General features: G+C 40.7%; 16 protein-coding genes and 1 pseudogene. All 17 read right to left on the bottom strand.

What is annotated here, in order from left to right; genetic code table 11:
• Nucleotides 1–29 precede the first annotated feature (29 nt).
• Nucleotides 30–596, bottom strand: coding sequence for an RNA polymerase sigma factor (locus tag QT327_RS20450; RefSeq protein ID WP_165446971.1), 567 nt, complete (start codon nucleotides 594–596; stop codon nucleotides 30–32).
• Between the two features lie 311 nt (nucleotides 597–907).
• The gene (locus QT327_RS20445; protein ID WP_130856144.1) at nucleotides 908–1,666 is read right to left on the bottom strand and encodes a LamG-like jellyroll fold domain-containing protein; all 759 of its coding nucleotides are present in this window, start codon (nucleotides 1,664–1,666) and stop codon (nucleotides 908–910) included.
• 743 nt (nucleotides 1,667–2,409) lie between these two features.
• On the bottom strand, nucleotides 2,410–3,801 hold the full coding sequence (locus tag QT327_RS20440; protein WP_149105275.1) for a UDP-glucose 6-dehydrogenase: 1,392 nt from the start codon (nucleotides 3,799–3,801) through the stop codon (nucleotides 2,410–2,412).
• Nucleotides 3,802–3,835: 34 nt separating this feature from the next.
• Nucleotides 3,836–5,494 (bottom strand): GumC family protein, encoded by a 1,659-nt coding sequence (locus QT327_RS20435; RefSeq protein WP_354004828.1) that lies wholly within the window; start codon nucleotides 5,492–5,494, stop codon nucleotides 3,836–3,838.
• A gap of 402 nt (nucleotides 5,495–5,896) precedes the next feature.
• Nucleotides 5,897–6,136: pseudogene (locus QT327_RS20430) on the bottom strand (Wzz/FepE/Etk N-terminal domain-containing protein); the annotation flags it as partial.
• An 87-nt stretch (nucleotides 6,137–6,223) separates the two neighbouring features.
• Nucleotides 6,224–7,036 carry a polysaccharide biosynthesis/export family protein gene (locus QT327_RS20425; protein WP_289553893.1) on the bottom strand — a complete coding sequence of 271 codons (813 nt, stop codon included), beginning with the start codon at nucleotides 7,034–7,036 and terminating at the stop codon, nucleotides 6,224–6,226.
• Between the two features lie 14 nt (nucleotides 7,037–7,050).
• On the bottom strand, nucleotides 7,051–8,493 hold the full coding sequence (locus tag QT327_RS20420) for a capsule assembly Wzi family protein (RefSeq protein WP_130856141.1): 1,443 nt from the start codon (nucleotides 8,491–8,493) through the stop codon (nucleotides 7,051–7,053).
• Entirely contained in the window at nucleotides 8,478–9,740 is a 1,263-nt protein-coding gene (locus QT327_RS20415; RefSeq protein ID WP_130856140.1) for a WcaI family glycosyltransferase, read from the bottom strand. The genes QT327_RS20420 and QT327_RS20415 overlap by 16 nt, the downstream gene beginning before the upstream one ends.
• A gap of 7 nt (nucleotides 9,741–9,747) precedes the next feature.
• Complete coding sequence (locus QT327_RS20410) at nucleotides 9,748–10,572, bottom strand: glycosyltransferase family 2 protein (protein ID WP_130856139.1); 825 nt, start codon at nucleotides 10,570–10,572, stop codon at nucleotides 9,748–9,750.
• Between the two features lie 282 nt (nucleotides 10,573–10,854).
• Nucleotides 10,855–11,433, bottom strand: a complete 579-nt coding sequence (locus QT327_RS20405) for a WcaF family extracellular polysaccharide biosynthesis acetyltransferase (RefSeq protein ID WP_130856138.1) — start codon at nucleotides 11,431–11,433, stop codon at nucleotides 10,855–10,857.
• Nucleotides 11,426–12,589 carry a glycosyltransferase gene (locus QT327_RS20400; protein ID WP_207303754.1) on the bottom strand — a complete coding sequence of 388 codons (1,164 nt, stop codon included), beginning with the start codon at nucleotides 12,587–12,589 and terminating at the stop codon, nucleotides 11,426–11,428. Before QT327_RS20400 ends, QT327_RS20405 begins: the two co-directional genes overlap by 8 nt.
• Nucleotide 12,590: 1 nt before the next feature.
• Complete coding sequence (locus QT327_RS20395) at nucleotides 12,591–13,667, bottom strand: glycosyltransferase (RefSeq protein ID WP_242627192.1); 1,077 nt, start codon at nucleotides 13,665–13,667, stop codon at nucleotides 12,591–12,593.
• On the bottom strand, nucleotides 13,667–14,818 hold the full coding sequence (locus QT327_RS20390; protein WP_130856136.1) for an O-antigen ligase family protein: 1,152 nt from the start codon (nucleotides 14,816–14,818) through the stop codon (nucleotides 13,667–13,669). Before QT327_RS20390 ends, QT327_RS20395 begins: the two co-directional genes overlap by 1 nt.
• Nucleotides 14,819–14,829: 11 nt before the next feature.
• Complete coding sequence (locus QT327_RS20385) at nucleotides 14,830–15,996, bottom strand: glycosyltransferase (RefSeq protein WP_130856135.1); 1,167 nt, start codon at nucleotides 15,994–15,996, stop codon at nucleotides 14,830–14,832.
• Nucleotide 15,997: 1 nt separating this feature from the next.
• Complete coding sequence (locus tag QT327_RS20380; protein WP_130856134.1) at nucleotides 15,998–16,795, bottom strand: glycosyltransferase family 2 protein; 798 nt, start codon at nucleotides 16,793–16,795, stop codon at nucleotides 15,998–16,000.
• Between the two features lie 4 nt (nucleotides 16,796–16,799).
• Entirely contained in the window at nucleotides 16,800–17,738 is a 939-nt protein-coding gene (locus tag QT327_RS20375; RefSeq protein WP_289553888.1) for a glycosyltransferase family 2 protein, read from the bottom strand.
• A 25-nt stretch (nucleotides 17,739–17,763) separates the two neighbouring features.
• A complete protein-coding gene (locus tag QT327_RS20370; protein WP_130856132.1) occupies nucleotides 17,764–18,909 on the bottom strand; it encodes a polysaccharide pyruvyl transferase family protein in 1,146 nt (381 codons plus the stop codon).
• Nucleotide 18,910: the final 1 nt, after the last annotated feature.

Genomic DNA, 18,910 nt, shown 5'->3' with positions numbered 1-18,910 from the left:
CGAAAGAGGGTAGGGTAAGATTAAAAAAATTATTTTCGCCACAAAAGATAGACAATCAAAACCGAGTAAAAGATGTCATGTTGTGCCAAATATAATCGCAGGTTTTTTAAGGCGCATACCAAGTGATATTTTACGGTATTTTTAGATATCCGTAGTTCACTGGCAATTTCCTCATAAGAGAGCCCTTCGGTTCTACTAAGTTCAAACACCAGTTTTTGTTGTTTAGGCAATCTATCTAACGCCTGTTGCGTGATCTGTCGTAGATCATTCAGTAAGATTGTATCCTCTGTTTCTGTGCTTAGGTGTATCGAAAATTTTGTCGCTTCTTCCTGCATTCGTACTACAACCGTAGATCGTCTGAAGGCATCAATTGTCAAGTTCCGTGCTTTGGCAAAAATATAAGGATATAGTGGTAACTCGTCCGACAAATCGTTTCTGTGAATCCATAAATTTAAAAAGGTTTCTTGGGTCACTTCTTTACTTAACTCAATATCTTTAAGAAACGCATAGGCAAAGCGAAATACGGATTGATGACACTGTTGATAAATGAGCTGAAAAGCCTGTTCATTTCCGTCACGAAGCTTCCGGATAGTCAACGGATCTATTATTGGCGGCACAGGCATAATCGATCATCAATAATTAATTAGTCAGCACAAATTAGCGGATATTTTTTTATTATCAAAACTTTCCTTTTATTTCGAAACGTTTCGTTGAAGGGAATTGCTTACCTACAAAGCAATCGCTATTAAAATTCACTTGGACTTTAATTGATAACCTTAATATCTCACGTCCATCCGCTCGGAGAAAACACCAACGATAGATTATTGCGTACTTGGCTAGGTATATATAGCAAAAAGGTTCTACTTTTGAAGCAGAACCTTTTAAGACTATCCTACATGATACGCTCTTATGTCTGATTTTGATCAATTAATGCATCCACTTCTGCGTCTCTAAGCCAACGGTTGTATTTTCGTATTTCATCAATTCTACCACGAAAATAATTAGATGAACCTGTATGCGACCCCTCATAATTATAACTATAACCCATTTTCTGAGGTGGTTCCTGAGGGTCTAGTATTCGATCGCTCTGATAATAATTAGTTAAAACAATATTGCCATCAACTAAAACTTCAAGTACCGACTTGTTCTTCGACCAGCGGACAACGATATGCTGCCATTGTTGGCACTTAATGACCTTCGGTGTCGTCGGCCAAATATTTTCATTTGTCCAATAGAGTGTCATGGTGCTATCGGGGTTTATAAACATATTATATTCCCGAGCACTGAAGTTATGGAAATAAGCTTTTATAAACAACGGATGAAGCTTTTCAAGATCATCCAGATTGATCCAAAAGGCTAAACTTCCTTCAGCTTCACCCAATCCTGCTCCTATATCCATGCCTTGTCCATACAAACCATTATTTACCATTCTTAGCGCCTTATTGGGTACATTAAAACGATCGGCACCAAAAGTGGCCTCTTTGATGTCATAAGTTTCATTACTGACTTGATCTATGCTGTTTCCGCTAAACGGAAAGTAGTAAACCAAGCCGCTGTCAAGATCAACAACGGGATCCATGTCTCCATTTCCCTTGTCGCAACTGTTGATCAGTAGGGTTACGAACAACACGTTCAGCAACCATACAAAATAGCGATAGCTTTTCATAAAATTATTTGTATCTATAATTGTGTTGCTACACCCTGTTTAATAGGATAGCCTTTAACGCGGGAGAGCGTTTAATTCGCACAAAAAGCCAACCACAACCTCAGCAGATTTTGTCGGTTGGCAATAATTGTGCAGAAGCGTTGATCAATACACGCCTTTTAAGAAATAAATGAAAAATATGCACAGTCCGGTGCATGTAGGTATTGTCAAATCGACCTTTGTGCTCGATTATTTTAGTGTATAAAAGTGATTAGAACATTTAGGGCACCAAAATTTTCTCTTGTAAAAAGGCAGAAATAGCTTCACAAATCTGTTGCGGGGTATACGATAATCCGTAACCGCGCCACACCTAGGACATTTTGCTTCGCTTGCGAAGGTTGCAACCTGTTGCATGGTTGATGTATTTAAAATAAAAGATTAAGTTAGGGAGCGAAGGGTGTTATCCTTCTGAAATGTCCGTTCGTTATATACTGTATCGCATCACATGACTGTCAAAAGACAACCAAACTCAGTCAACGCAAAAACGTTTCAAATCAAATGACAATACCAAATATGCAACAAACAAAACTTAGTGCTAAACTAATCATTATATCACAAATACACAATTATAATGTGCAATATTGAGAAATACACCATTATCACCGAAGTGAGATATCTCAACACGATTAACACCATACCAACCTGATCCAGGAAGGTAGATTGCTACATTGCAAAAAATTACAGATGAAGTAAATGAAATAAAATCAGCTTCCGATAGCGCTCACTTTAAACCCTATACGCTCCAGCTGCCCCTTATCTAAAATATTCCGTCCGTCAAATATATGCGCAGGTTTAAGCATTGCATCATAAATTTTTTGCCAATCATAATCCTTGAATTCATCCCATTCTGTCAGTATAGCTACTGCATGTGCATCTTGACAGGCTTCATAAGGATCTTGTACTACATCAACAAGCAGCTGGTTTTCTTCTACAGTTCTGGTATTTAGATAATCTAAATCGGCATACATTTGATCGGCAGAAACCTTCGGATCATACACGGCAATCTTTGCTTGCTCATAAAGTAAATGATCTGCGACGTAGATAGCGGCAGACTCGCGTGTATCGTTTGTGTCTTTCTTGAAGGCCCAACCTAAAAAAGCGATCTTTTTTCCGTTCACTGTATTATAAAGCGTCTTGATAATCTTATTGGCAAAACGCCTCTTTTGATGATCATTCATAATAATCACCTGTTCCCAATAATCGGCAACCTCATTTAAGCCATAACTTCTGGCTATATATACCAAATTGAGAATATCTTTTTGAAAGCAGGAGCCTCCAAACCCTACGGAAGCTTTTAAAAATTTTGGACCAATTCTACTATCCGTTCCGATAGCGCGGGCAACCTCTCCAATATTGGCTTCTGTAAATTCGCACAGTTCAGATAAAGCATTAATAGATGATACACGTTGAGCCAAGAAAGCATTGGCAGTAAGCTTCGACAGCTCAGAAGACCATACATTTGTCGTTAGAATCCGCTCTTTGGGCACCCACCGCGCATATATGTTCACAAGTGCTTCTATAGCTTGTTTCCCTTCCGCATCTTGATCACCGCCAATCAGCACGCGATCGGGTGTTAGCAAGTCATCAACAGCGGTGCCCTCTGCTAAAAATTCCGGGTTAGAGAGTATCTGGAATTTGACATTATTCCCGGTGTGTTTTAGGATATCCTTCAAAGTGCTAGCTGTACGGACGGGCAAAGTTGATTTCTCTACCACAATTTTATCACTTGTGCTTACGCGAGCGATTTGTCGGGCACAAAGCTCAATCCATTTTAAATCTGCGGCCTGCCCCTTACCTGCTCCGTAAGTCTTAGTTGGTGTGTTCACCGAAATAAAAATCATGTCGGCCTCTTTAATAGCACGATCGACCTCCGTTGTAAAAAAAAGATTCCGACCACGCGCTTCCGCCACTATTCCACTTAATCCCGGCTCATATACCGGTATATTTTCCACATTAGGATCGTTCCATTTATTAATACGTGATTCATTCAGATCCACTACCGTAACCTGAATATCCGGACATTGTTTGGCGATGACCGCCATGGTTGGGCCGCCAACATAACCGGCACCTATGCAGCAGATTTTTGTGATGTTCATTGATTATTCTTTATAAGTTAAGGTTCTTTGCTGTTTACTTCTTCTTCCACCACTTATTTGATTGCTCCTCTTGACCATAACTTCCATAAGCATATCCATAGTAGCTATAACCATTCCCCCTCTTTCGCACATCATTGAGGACGATAGCGTAATTTCCCAGCCTTCTTTCCCTTTTCATATCTTCCGGTAACGCAAGTAGGTTATATGGTGTGTAATGAGCACGCGTCACGAACACAAATAAGTCAGCGTAGTTACTGAGCAGCTGGGCATCTGTCACCGCACCAATCGGTGGTGCATCAATAATAATAATATCAAATCGTTCTCGTGCGACTCTAAACAACTCTTTGGTACGTGCTTGCATAATCAATTCGGACGGATTGGGAGGTATCGGCCCGCATGGCACAAAATAAACATTCCCGGTACTATCCACCGGTCGCGCAATATCGTCAAGCGTCAACTCCTTATTTACCATAAAATTGGATATCCCTTTTTGCCCAACTTGCGTCTGATAAGTTTTAGACAATTTTGGCTTACGGAGGTCAAATTCCATGAGTAGAACTTTTTTATCCGACTGGGCGAAGACACTGGCTAAGTTTAGCGAAATAAAAGATTTTCCTTCTCCCGGCATACCGGAAGACAGGAGCACTACCTTACGCTCGTCTTCTGCCAAAAGGAATTGAATATTGGTACGTAGCCCTCTAAATTGCTCGGCCAATATCGAACGTGAGGAACTGAATTCCAACAAATCGATCCCCGACGTATTATGACTAAGTTCCGCTATAACAGGCGCCGAAGTCCGCTCTTCAATATCCTTACGACTCTGCACCCGTGTATTCAAACTATCTTCCAAGAAAATCTTGCCTGTAGGAATTAAAAGGGCCACAACAAAACAACCTAGATAAACAAAGGTTGACTTTGGACTAAAAGGTTGTTTATCTGCCTTAGGCCGATCTAAGATGGTAATCCCCGCAATACTGGATGTGTTCCCTAAAGCGGTCTCTTCCCGCTTTTGCAACAAAAACAAATAGAGTTCCTGCTTTAACTGTTGCTGTCTCGACAAGTCGAGAAAAGCACGCTCCTGCGCGGGTACCTGTCGTATATCGCCACGAATCGATCGTGTGCTGCGCTCAATTTCCTGCTTATTGATTTCCAGAGAACGTCTCGTGTTCTTGATGTAATCAAAAATATTTTCCTTTACTGAAGTAATCCGCTGATCTACATTTTTTATAATCGGATTGTTCGGTCGATATCCCATCAGTAAGCGATCGCGTTCTAGAATGAGTCCATTATAATTCGAAATCAGCGCGTTAAACGCCTGGTCTGACGATTGCCCATTACTCAATACATTGCCGGATATCAAGCTTTTGCTTCCGGGTACGTTAAGTAATGAATCTACTGCATCCATTACTTCCATCCGTATTTGCACATCATCTAGCTGTTGTCCATATTCTTTATTGCTCTGAAGCATAAGTTGAGATTGCGCCGATATGTTAGTCAAACCCTGCCCTTGCATAAATTGTTGAATTTTTTGTTCAATACTCGTCAACTCTGTGTTTACCAAAATAATGCGTTGGTCAATAAAGGAAATCGTACTATCTGCTATTCGGCTTTTGTTCTGAATATTCTGCTTAATATATTGATCGATGTAACGATTTAGCACATACTCTCCTTTGGATTTAAGGGCGCAATCCATCTGTAAATCAATAATTGTGGTTAGCTTATTACTAATATTCGTTGTAATGGTTGATCGTAACGAAGAAACCGCATCATCAAAAGGCAAAACCTTAATCTTGTATTCTACGTCTTCTACCGCCGCTTTGGATTCGCCATTTTTCTCCATAGTGAAGGAGCCATAACCTGCTAATTCGAATGGACTATTGAAAGGGATCTTCTGTAGAATCTTTTGTTCTCCATTACTTTCGTAAGATAGATTGAAAAAGGCACTGTCATAAGGCTGCATAGTAAGCAGTAAAGCCCGACTAATGGTGTCAGTTACGCCGTTGAAAACGAGCTTGTAAGGCCCTTCAAAAACTTCTACATCGCGCAAGGGCTCTTCCTTAAACCACATAATATTAAGTTTAAAGTCCCTTACGAGTGCCTCCATCAATGAACGTATTTTCAGAATCTCCGATTGATTGTCTACACCACTTGTAGTTCCAAGTAAGCTCTCAAGATTTAATTGAGCTGCCGAAGGGGTGGATTGCTGGTCATCTTCGATCAGTATTTTTGCTGCTACATGATACAAAGGGGTGGTGTAATACCGGAGATATACATAGCCTGCCACAAAGCACAGTAGTAAACTCAAAAGAAATAACGGCCATAATCTTATTAAACGTAGTAATAATCTTTATAGCTGAATGCAGACTTTCGCTTCGATTGAGATGTTACTTCCATATTATATGTATTCATTGATCGGGTTCAATTAGAGTCGTGTTATAATAAGTGCCGCAGTGGATAATAATGATGCAATGATGGCTATCACACTGAAGCGAGAAGATTCAGCAGCAGCTATTTTACCCTTACTAGGTTCCACGTAAATAATATCATTTTGCTTTAAGTAGTAATAAGGCGATTTAAATAATTGCGAATCGTTTAAATTAAACTGCACGAGTTCCTTCCCGGTATTCGTCTCACGTATCAATAGCACATTCTCCCTCTTCCCATATATAGTCAAATCTCCAGCTAAGCCAATCGCATCTAAAATTGTTACTCGCTCTGATGGCATCGTATAGCTCGAAGGTCGGTTTACCTCTCCGATTACAGTTACCTTAAAATTAACAAAGCGAACCTGCACAGTTGGATCCACAAAATATTCGTTAGCCTTTTTACGAATTAGATTACGTGCTTCATAACTGGTTAATCCTTCTAGTTTAATCCTTCCCAATACGGGCAATTCTACTTCTCCCTCTTTATCTACCACAAATCCTGTTGCTCGTTGTTGACCACTTCCGGGGCTCGCTATGCTATTATTAGTTGCGGCATCGTTCACTTGTGAAGCAGCGTTGACATCGGCAGTTTGTATGGTAATATCCAAGATGTCATCTTCTTTTATTTTCAGTTCTGTATATGCTGCTTGTTCGATCTTATTATATTCTGTCTTAGGAATATTTTTAAAATAAGGAATGGTCTTATTACTCTGGCAAGCAGTTGCCAAAAACGCTATTAACACTAAAAAAAAACCAATGCGCATTTTTTCATTATATATCTTCTTATCCTGATTAATTATTTTATTCATTGCGTAATCGAGCGTTAAAAAATACGATAGCTAACACCAAGGCTAAAGCCTACATTGTCGTAAAAATCACCGGCATCCCAAGCGATTTCGCCGTTAATCCACCACTTTCTATTCAAAACATAGCTTACACTTTGTAAACTGTAAAACTGCTTATATGTACTATTTACATACTTTTCGATCGCTGTAGCCCCCATGAAGTGCACGTTATAAGTGAGAAGCGTTTTGAAGCTAAAGTGCTTGAAAGGTGCATACTCAATTCCCAGATGCCCACCTACTACGCGGTTACTAATAATGTTTGCCTTCCCCATAATCCTTCCTTCACGACCTTCGTCTTGCTGCCAGTTAAAGGGTTTCACAGGCAGAAAATGACTCCCTCTTACCCGGTTCAGAAACAAGGGGGTTCCAATGATCATATCTTTATATTCCCAACCGGTTTTATAGATTCCATTGTTGTAATAGCTTTGCTGTTCCTTTCCATAGTCTTCCATCTGTTTGGTATGGATAAACTCAACGAGCACCTTTCTTATTTTCCATTTCGGTTCTTTAAAAGTTAAGCTAAGGCCAGCAAGGCGGTCGATGTTACGGATATCGATACCCGTACCACTTTCAAAAAATAGCTGATTATAAAAATGCCAATAACCATAACCACTTTCCAAATCGAAACCACCTTCCAGCGTTCCACGCTGGTCTCCTGCACGATTGGGGCGCAGTATACTATTTGATGGTAAACTGCCATCATTTGCCTCTTTTACAAGGAAAACATCCCAAAAGCCCTTCCAGCTTCTATCTAATGAAAACCTTCCCCTCTTTCCACCCCATTCACCAAAGTGAACAACCCCACCAAATAATTTCAATTTTCCTCTACCAACGCGTAAATAAAATGCCTTTTCGTGTAAATAGGATTCGTAGTAACGATCTTTCCCCATCCAACCGTGACTGATTAAACCTTTAAATTGTACCCATCCGTTAGTAAAGGGAATTTCTTTATACGCAGGCACTGCAATACCGATTTTTGGAATAGGTAAGGCATTAGCACTCAGTCCCAAAGAGCCTGTCGAAAGCGTCGGGTCGACCTCCCCAAGTACTTCACGATATCTTCCTCCCCGAAGCTCCCAACCCTTATAATTAACTTTCACATTTCCTTCTACAATCGTAAAACCCTCAAAATGATTATGATTATAGACATCTAAGGTATAATTCACTCGAAAATCCCCATTTTTTGACGCATGTTCGTTAGCGAGGTAGACATTTGTCGAAACATCACTTTGCCTATCCTTAATCGTTCCGTATCGGTTTGCAACTAACCATAGTGGTAAAAAATCTTTCGAGGCTACCGTCGTTATCGTACCCACAGAAAGTTTTAGTGAATCTTGCCAACGCTTTACTGAATCCTGCGCCGCCACTATTCCAATACATCCCATGCAAACTATCAATAAAAAAATTAAGCGTAATGCCATTTTTTAGTCCTTTCTTTTACACCGATCATTTCCAATAAGCGATCCTCAAAGTTTCGCATAATCCTTTCCTTCGAAAGATGTTGCATCGCATACTCTCGAGCAGCGTTACGATAACTTGCTAAATCTTCACTCAACATCCTATTCAAACCGTCTACGAGTGCTTGGGTCGATTCGGGTTCTACCAACACGCCCAATCTACCTTGGTCCACGATGTCATATAGGGAGGTGTTAGGCATGGCGGTTACCAAAGCGCAACCACCTGCAGAAAATATACCCGTCAACTTGCTCGGCATAACCAAATCGGCGGCCGATTTTTTCTGCAATACTAAGTGAATATCAGCTGTAGCTAATAAAGCGCTTAATTTTTCGTACGGTTGCAGCGGATAAAAGAACACATTGTTCAGACCTCTCTCGCTTACCGCCTTTTGCAAATTTTCCTTATTACCACCTGATCCGACGATCAAAAAACGAATAAAATGGTTTTGCTTAAATGCTTCCGCAGCCTCAATAATAACTTCCAGCCCCTGCTTTTCTCCTAAATTTCCGGCGTATAGAATAACCTTATCATCCATTGGAATATTCCATTCCTTACGCAACGACTCGTTTATCGACAGCGGTTTGATAGCCGTTTCGTCTACCCAATTGGGAAACATAATAAATTTTTCTTTCGGGACGCCTTTTGCAAGGATCTTTCGCTGCATGCCTAAGCTAATGGAGGATACCGCATGACTGCTATTAAGAAGATAACGTTCAGATTTAAACATCCAATCCAATAAGCGCTTATTACGGATCATACCAAGATCTTTCGCAGCATCGATTTGCAGATCCTGAATATGTGTCAATAAGCGTGCTTTCTTTATTTTCGCATACAATAACGCAAAGAAGCCCAAATGAAATGGTGGGTTAATATTGATGACCACATCATACTTTTTCTTTAACAGTAAACCAAACCATTTTGGCAATACTGAACCTAAAAAAGAAAATTCATGCAGAATGCGTTTCTTTGAGGTAACCTCTTTTGGCACATATAAAGGTACTCGGTAAACGGTTACACCATCAATAATCTCTTTGAACCATTTTTTTCCTTTGTAGGCTGGATGGATATCCCATTCCGGATAATAGGGAGGTGCCGTTACTACAGCAACCTCATGCCCCTGAGCAGCTAACCAAGCACCCATTTCACCGGTATATTTTCCAATACCGGTAAGCTCAGGGTAATAATTGATACCAAATATTAATATCTTCATAGCATTTCTATTTGGAATTTTGTTTACTCACTAACTCCTTTGTCTTCAAGACAATGAAGTATTCATAGATAGACTGTAGTGTAGCATAAGTAGTTCCCGCTATGCCATCTAGAAAGGCTCTCCTCCACAGCACCATATACAGCCACTTAATAAATGGGCGTCCTGGCATTTTATAGAATAAGCCCTTTTGGTGATAGCGCTTTTCTGTAAAATCCTTACTGAACAGCGCTTTTTGTAACGAGAAGTTGGTACCTTTTCCCATGTCTTCCAAGCGCATTGCTGCCTCCATATCGGCGTAACTCAAGTGCCGTTGCAACCAGTAGCGAAAACCTTTGCTAAAGGGATAATGGTCGAGGTATCCGTGTAATCGGCCTACCGGTCCATCCGGCAAAGACACCGGGTTGACCAAACGTTCGTAGCGCATTTTATCCGGTCTAAAAAATCGGAGATAAAAAGGAGATATCTGAGCATGTTTTAACCAACGGCCGTTCCAGGCAAAATCACGTCGTTGAATTTCATAAGCCACTGCATCTCCTTCCTGGTCGAACGCCATGAGTGCTTCCCTCAAACCCGTTGATACCCGCTCATCAGCATCTATATAAAGAACCCAAGCGTACTTAAAGGGAATATTGGCCAGACCCCAATTTTGGTGTGCCGACCAATTATCAAATTTACGTTGCGTAATCTTAGCACCGGCCTGCCGGGCGATTTCCACGGTACGATCTTCGCTAAAAGAGTCGAAAACATGGACATCATCACACCAGGCTACCGAAGCTAAGCATCCTGGCAAATCTTGTTCTTCATTCTTAGTTAAAATCAGTACAGAAATCATATTTAACAGCTTTCAGCTTTCGGCTATCGGCCACTAGTCACATAGCTTTTGGCAGTATGCTTTAGGCCTTAAGCGTAGGCTTATTCATTATTTCTTGTTTATTTATCAGCTTTCGGCTATCAGCCATCAGCTGTCAGTCACACTGCCTACCAGGCAAGTTTATCATTCATACACTCTATTAATCACTAATCTTCAACTCATTATCACATTGGCTCATCATCACATCGGCTCATTATTCCTTGCCCTACTCAACAATTTCTCGACTCAACGATTTACAACAAGCTAATTAGCTAATTGCTCCATTGGCTCATTGACCATTACCCGCTCCTTCAAGGGCTTACACGGATGTCCGGCGCAAACCATCCATGCGGGCATATCCTTCGTAACTACTGAACGTGCTCCAATGACGGCACCCTCACCAATAGTAACCCCTGGGTGTATAAAACAATCCGCGGCGACCCAAGCGCGCGCGGAAATAACAATAGGCAGGGTATATAACGGATGCCCTACCTTGGTATAATCATGCGTACCCGTACAGACATAAGAACCCTGCGACACGATGGCACGATAACCAATTGTAATCATCCCTTGTGAGTATAATTCGGCTCCGCTAGCAATACCACACTCATCCTTCAAATCCAGATTCCATGGGGCCCAAATCTTTACCCCGGGATAAACATGCACTCCTTTACCTACTTTAGCGCCAAAACATCTCAAAATAGCCGCACGGTAAGCATGAAATGGTCGGGGCGAATATTTAAATAATAAGGCATAAACAAGGCTCCAAAGCACCCGCATCAAACGGTTACTTAAGGAAAAGGACGCTCCTACGTACGTATCATTATTATATACTTTAGTCATAATTCAACGCTTCTTTTAAACGCTTCGCGGCCATGCCCACGGTAAAATACTTATGAAATGTTCGCTCTGCGTTTCTTCCCATTTTTATTTTCTCGTTTGGATCTAAGTGTGTCCAGCTATGGAGTAAACGCTCGACGCCTTTCTGTGTATTATCCACCACGATCCCTCCCCCTTCTCTCTCAATTTCTCGCCATATGTTCACTTGATTGCTAATCAGGACCGGCTTCTGGCAAGAAAGAGCTTCTACCACCGCTATACCAAAATTCTCCTGATGGCTCGGTAACACAAAAGCGCCGCAACCGTAAAAGGCACCCCATTTCAAACGCCCTGTTAACATATCCGTAAAAATGATATCAGGATCTTTAGCTGCCAGTTCTCGAATTTCCCTTCCATAAGGTGTATCCAAACCCGGCCCGGCTATAACCAAAGGAGCTAATGAATGCGTACCTGATTGCTTAAGGTTTAAATAAGCATTTACCAACAAATCCAATCCTTTTTTGGGATGAATTCTGCTAATGAATAAGAAATAACCATCAGAAGTAACTTGGGGAAAAGCAATCTTAAATTCGTTAGCCATTGCCTCATTTTCCTCTAAATCTTTTTCCACTCCTAACCCTACAACAAGTTCTTTTTTGGGCTTATAGCCATTAAATGTCTCATGAGCCAAAGTCTTTTCCATCTCACAAGTAAATAATAGCCCTTCCGCTTTTTTAATCAGCCGATTTTCAACCAACGACCAAATGAGTTGATTTCTAAAGGCTTTCAGTTTTCGGCCAGCTGATTTTTGAAAGTAAGGATCCAACATACCATGGGGCATTACGTAAATTTTCGTGGCAGTAGCCGCAGGCATACTTTTCAGGATAGCATAGCATTGAAACTGCCAGAGACCATGAACAATGACATTTTCGTATGCGTCCAGATTTTCTTTAAGCCAACTGATCAATTTAGTATGGTAATTCCAAGATGTTGTTCCTTTACCTATTGTAATTAGTTCAAAGTCCGGATAATCTCTTTTTATCTCTTCCTCATCTAACGAAACAATAGCACTTGAAATATTGTAAAACTTTAGTCCCCTTACCATGGTTTTAACAGCTTGGCTAACGCCCCCGGCTTTAGGATCCATAGTTGAAATAACATGTAAGATTTTTGTTCTCATATTATAAGATGGATAAAGCATTTTGCACCATATTTCCCATAAGTAGTTTATCCTGGACAATTCGCTTCGATTGCATGCCCATTGCTATCAGTTCTCGTTGCATAAGCTTCGACAGCGTCTCTTTTAACTCCTCGATATTATTTAATAAAATTCCATTCCGATCATGCTCTATATAATGGTACTCCACACATTGTAAGACTGCCTCGCTCCGTTTAAATGTTAAAATTGGCTTTCCATATGCCATGGCTTCAACAACCGATAAACCAATCCAGCCGGGCTGATAATAAATATCGGCAATCGAAAAAAGCTCATCCTTTAGTTGCTTTTCATACACTTTTCCATAATCATACACATTCTTATAAGGTAAAAAATCAGGCTTATAAGCGCCTTCACCTATAATGATAAAGCCATATTTCCGAGGGTCCAGCAATTCAATAGTTTGAATCAGTAAATCAAAACGTCTATAGGGATTATCAAAGCGGGCACAGTAAATCAATAAGATGTCCTCCGTGATGTTATGCTTTTTCTTAATGCCTTTTAATTCATCTACATCGTAGTGCGTATCCAAAACCTTTTCAACACCGGAGATCGTATTGTTCAGCGCAACGATAGCCTTATCGGGAAAAATTGCCTTCCATTGAACAGTCTCTTTTTCCATATAAACCCAAGCGCCATCTGCCAGCTTCAACATTGCCATTAAAAGCCGGTTTGGATGTACCTCCTCCACGAGATAGCGTTTTACAGAAATACCCTGCCCCCAAAGAATAATTTTTTTACGGTGGAGCGGTTTCGTAATCAAAAGCAACCAAGTACTGATTTGCGCAAAGTCCCACATCAACACTAATGTTTGATACTGTTTACTGAGTAAGGGAAAAATATTAAAGAGCAGAAATTTTTTCAACTTAATACTTTTCAAGCGTTTCGTTATCAACTGGCTCTCTTTGAAATTGCGGTTACTCGTACTTTTCATGTCTTCATAAGTGAACACATCACAAGCTAATCGTTCTTTTATATAGCGATAAAAGTCTTCCCTATAATGAGGTACCGAAGGGTTCACAATTGCAATTCTCTTTTCCATTATAACTGTCTAGTAACCGCCAATAACATCCAATATGTAAAGGATGGGATACTCACCGTATCCAGTAGGTATCCTTCAAAAACAGATGTCACCAATATCAACGTCAGTAAAGCCAAGAAAGCCAACCGCTTAAAGTTGTGTGTATTTAATAGATCCGTAAAAGCTGAAGCCATCACCCCAAACAGGCTCCGGAAAAAAAATGCAGCTCCCAAAACACCTCCTGCCACGATGGCAAACATATAGGCATTTGTGCTAGCACCGCTTCGTCCTTTCCCAATCAATGGTAATTCAGAGGCATCTTCGTAAAGTTCGCGCCACGTCTGCTCTCGGGTATTTCCCCGATCGGCATAATCCAACGACTGCATAGTTAGGTTAGCCACCAACAGCATTGAAACCAGCGCTAACAATATCATAAAAAACGGTTTGAAAGATGAATTTTTCATCCCTACCATGAAGAAAATGAAAACCCCGGTGGCTACTCCTAGCATGGATGTACGAGACATTGTCAAGAGACACGCATAGATACCCACTGCAAAAGCTATCAAGAAAATAGAGCGTCTCTTCCACTTCCGTTCTTTCCATAAAAAGACAAAAGCGAGGATCGTTTCAATAGACGCGCAGATTCCCATAAAATTGGGATGAGCCGTCACTCCAAATAATCGGCCTTTCCATATGACATGCCCTATTCCTGAAACGTGTATAAGCACGTTCAATGCGATGAAGAAAAAACTGCCCCAGAAAAAAGCTGCTAAAACGGAAAACCCCTCTGCTCGATAAATGGGCAAATTGGCCACTACCTTCAAGAAATAAATAAAGGTGATGATACCGAATAACAAACGTATCAAAAACTCCGTCGCATTATTCTGCCGTGAAAATTCGGTTAACAGAATAATGACTTGGAAGATAAAAAAATACGGCAAATAAGATTTCCCACCTTCTTTTTCCATTTCTGTCGGCACCCGGAACATAAATCCAATACTCAACAGCATCAAAAGCAACACGATGGGTACAGACAGTGTCTGGAGAAACTGAATATAGGAGGGAACGGAATAATCCAGTGCTAGCTCCGGATCCGGCGAACGGAAGGAACTAAGGAAGACCACTCCGATCATACAGAGGTAAATCACTAATTTATTTCCGTTCTCTTCCATATATTATATTACTATAAAGCAGTCTCAACTTCAGCTGCAAAATGATCCACGCTTTTCAATTCAACAAAATCCCGAGCCTTGCTAACGAAGTTATAGTGGCCACTGGCAACGGTAATTTGTCTGCCAATTTCCCCCGGCGTAACCTCATCGACTAACAGACCAAGTTGATACGTGTTAACAATATCCTTTAATAATCCTTTACCCGTTGTAATCACCATTTTATTGGAAGCAGCGGCATGGCCGAGAATTCCACTGGAAGCTTCTGCGTTTTTATAGGGAATCACCACCGCATAACACTGGTTAAAAAGACTTTTCATCATGGCATTCGGTACAAAACGATTATCCCAAATAATAGGTACTTGCGTTTTCATGCGAAGCTCATTAAGTGCCAATTGAAGTTCTTCTTCCTCTTGGCTGTTCCCCGCCTTTCCCACCAATAGAAACACCACTTTCATCTGCACTTCGGGCTTTAAATAGGTGGCGGAGTTCACAAATTCGATCGTTCCTTTCCGGTCACTCAAACTTCCAATATGTAAGTATATTTGGCGATCTTTCGAAATACCATAATGTTCATACACACTGAAAGCTTCCAACGGTTCTATGTTTGGAATAGGGTCAGCCAACGTCTTAAAAATGGAAGTTTTAAATTTCCTATTCAGAAAAGAAACTGTTTGTTCATCGTTCAAAACAAAAACACGATTCACTTTTTTGTTTCCTGTATAACCTTTGGTAATTAAATATTTGCGCAAATATTTAATCCGCTCCTTTAAGCTTCCTCGATGCATACGATAAAATTGAAGGAATAGGATACCACTTACGCTGTAGCTTGGCGTGTAAAAGATTAATGGTAATTGCAATAAATTGAAATAGAGAAAGCAGACATGATCCGCCCCTACTTGTAAAGCATATCGATGGGCTAACCGATAAGTATTAAAAGACATTTTCACCAGCCCTCGACCTTGGGTTTTCTCAAATTCATGTAGACTAACACAGACAAGGCGCAAATTGCGCGCTTCTTTTATCTTAATCGCAATTTCAGGAAAGCGTTCTTCAAATTGAGGGTGTACCACAAAAACGTAGTTGTGCCCATCTTCTTTTTCTCGAAGATAATTCACCATATGGTCAATATATTCTACGTGATGCCCCGTAATCATAATATCGAAGAATAATTTCACCATACTATCTTGTTAATTTGAATTTGAATAAGCTTAAATACAAGTTCATTAATGCGATGGCTGCATGGAATTTATTCGGTATTCTGCCAAACAACTGCCTGAGAGACCGTATACGTTCGTCATATACTGGCGATGTTTTACTGTAAGAAGCAGAAATTCGGTCGCTGCTATGCCTCACATAGGTATAAAGTGCTTTTGGCACATAGGCAATACGCATCGACATAAGGGCAGCTTTGAGGAAATAATCAACGTCTTGATTTCTTTTCAATCGCACATTCCAGCTAATCTTATCAGCTAAGTCTTTTCTGAGTAAAGGTGAGCCACAACCGAAAGAACCGTGTGTTTTAAGTACTTTCTTTAACTTATGGGCATTGGAATGATAAACCTGCTCATTTGTATCTACATAGATCATTTGAAAATCACAGAGGCCGAAGTCGGCACTTTCTAACTCCATGCTGTGGATCTGCTCGGAGAACTTATTCGTGTCAATTAAATCATCGCTGTCCAAAAATTGAATAAAAGCCCCCTTAGCCTGTAAAAAACCATAATTCCGAGCAGCGGGCGCTCCCTGGTTTGACTGCGTAAAAACTTTTACTGTAAAGAGCTCGTTCTGCTGGCTTTCCCTAAACCGCTCAAGCACAGAAAGCGACGTATCCGAAGAGCCATCGTCTACCAGTATTATTTCCAATGGGCGATATTGATTTGCCACGAGGTTCTCTAAAGTAACACCGATAAAATCTGCTCGATTATATACGGGTACTATAATAGATACTAATGGCTTTTTTATCATATCTTTCGTCATAAGGCTAACGATTCAACATAGTTCTATAATAAATTCTATACTCTTTTAATACTTGCCGCTCCTTCAATAAGTATTTCAAAAAGAGTGACCAAGCACTGAAGAAATAGGAACCAGCTATTTTATATGCGTAAATTTTTCGGGCGATAAATTGCTTATATCGAGCAGCCAAACCTTCTTCCTGGGCCCATCGATCTAACGCTTCCCATACGAGTAACTGGTTACGGTAGTACTTTTTCTCCTTAAACCCCACCTTCGTATACCGATTTTCCAAATGGACACCTCTAGTAGCGATCGCCTGGGCAAGAATGCCGGGAACGACCTGTGCGTAATAGCCCAATCGGATAGTAAATTCATAGTCTTGATGTAATCGCAAATTTTCCTGAAAGTGCATCGGCATTCGAGCAAGAACTACTTTTCTTACAGTAAGCGTATCCAAATGAATGTGCCCTCTACGTTTCTCATTGATACCAAGCAGTTCTTCGAACATGGACTCGCCTGCCTTAAAATTCCGCACCACCGTAAACTTCGATGAGAAATGGCTGGCATATTTCTCTTGAGCCTCTTGCGAGTAAAAGTGAATACCTAAGGCCCCATACATGGCGTCGAAATCTTTTCCCTCCTGCCAATACTCCCGTTCAGCATCAAAGCGATTCGTTAAAAACAGATCATCAGCGTCCAAAAAAGCGATATAGGGACAAGTAGCCTTCTGTATGCCAAGATTTCGAGATGCGCCGGCTCCTTTATTTATGCCATTTTCGTGCTGATAAAGCTTAACCCGTTCATGTTGTCTTTCCAACTCCTTACATACGGCCAAAGCATTGTCCGGTGAGCAGTCCTCAATAAGAATGACCTCTTTCACTTCCTCAAACTGTAAGGCAGACTGTACTGCATCTGCCACATAGGCTTCAGCATTGTATACCGGTATAATGACTGCGATTTCCATACGATAGCTTTATCTGCTTATTTTATCAATTCCTTAGTACGTAAAACACCTGCTCCCACATCTGCTTCGATAGTTCCTTTTGCTTCGCACCTGCGTCTGCTAATGTCTGCTTGCATATAGCAGCGCTCTTCTCATCCAAAATCAATGAGATTTTAGCTTCGAGCGACTCCAAATCCATGTCCTCTTTTCCAATTCCGCCCTCCTTGAAATTGTAATCTTCCATTAAGGCTTGATATTTATGACTCCACCCAATGCAAAGACAAGGTACTGCTTGAGAAAGTGCACTAACCAGGCCGTGAAACCTTGATGTGACAACACCTTTACAGGCGCCAATAATTCCTTTCACTTTAAGCGGGTCATCTTCTTTGATAATTTTGACGGTTTTACTGAATTGAGTATTCACATCCTCCGCAAGCTGCAGGTCTTTTTTTCCTTCGTGAATAAGGAAAAAAGGGATCTTACCATGCCTTTCAATCAATACGACTAGATCATGTAAACGTTCCAGGTATTGACCACGGTGTGTAAAAATATTGGACTCCAACAGTTTATTATTAGGAATGATGGCCACTTCCGTTTCCTTCGGATTAAAATAATCGGGTACCTTTCCTTTGATCAGATTGGTAAAATCCGGTCTAAGGTGTATTCGATCGGTTGACACCTGCAAACCATTCAAATAAGCAAGTGAATATTGATCGCGTGCGAAGACCAGATCGGCTTGATCTAAAATAATTCGCATTTTCTGTTGTAATGCAGGATTCTCGAATGCTCCAAAAGCTTGTGGCAGCATAATGACTTTTTTCCCTTGCCTTTTCCACTTTTCAATATGATTTGCCAAACGTTCACCCGCCTTTTTTTCGCCCCAAAAATCGCCAAACGCGAACCCCGAACCATCAAGCACAGCCTGAATGTCCTTTTCGTGAACAAAACCTAAACTGCGCATCAGGAATTTTGGCATAAATCGACCCCACTTAGCCGAGTCTATCCCATATTTCTTCACGTTCAATTTGGTATAAATACCCAAGCTACGTTGTTGTTTAATTGTTGCACTAGGCCGTTTCTCCATAACGAAAACCACATCAGGAATTTGTTTTTTAACAACATCCATAATGGCATGTAGCATCAATTCGGCACCTTTATTGTGGAATTCAACCCCACGTAATTCGATTATCATG

The sequence above is a fragment of the Olivibacter sp. 47 genome, assembly GCF_030372825.1.
GTDB classification, from domain to species: Bacteria; Bacteroidota; Bacteroidia; order Sphingobacteriales; family Sphingobacteriaceae; genus Olivibacter; species Olivibacter oleidegradans.
Note: the sequence above shows the minus strand (reverse complement) of the source record. Positions and strands in the feature narration are given on the sequence as shown.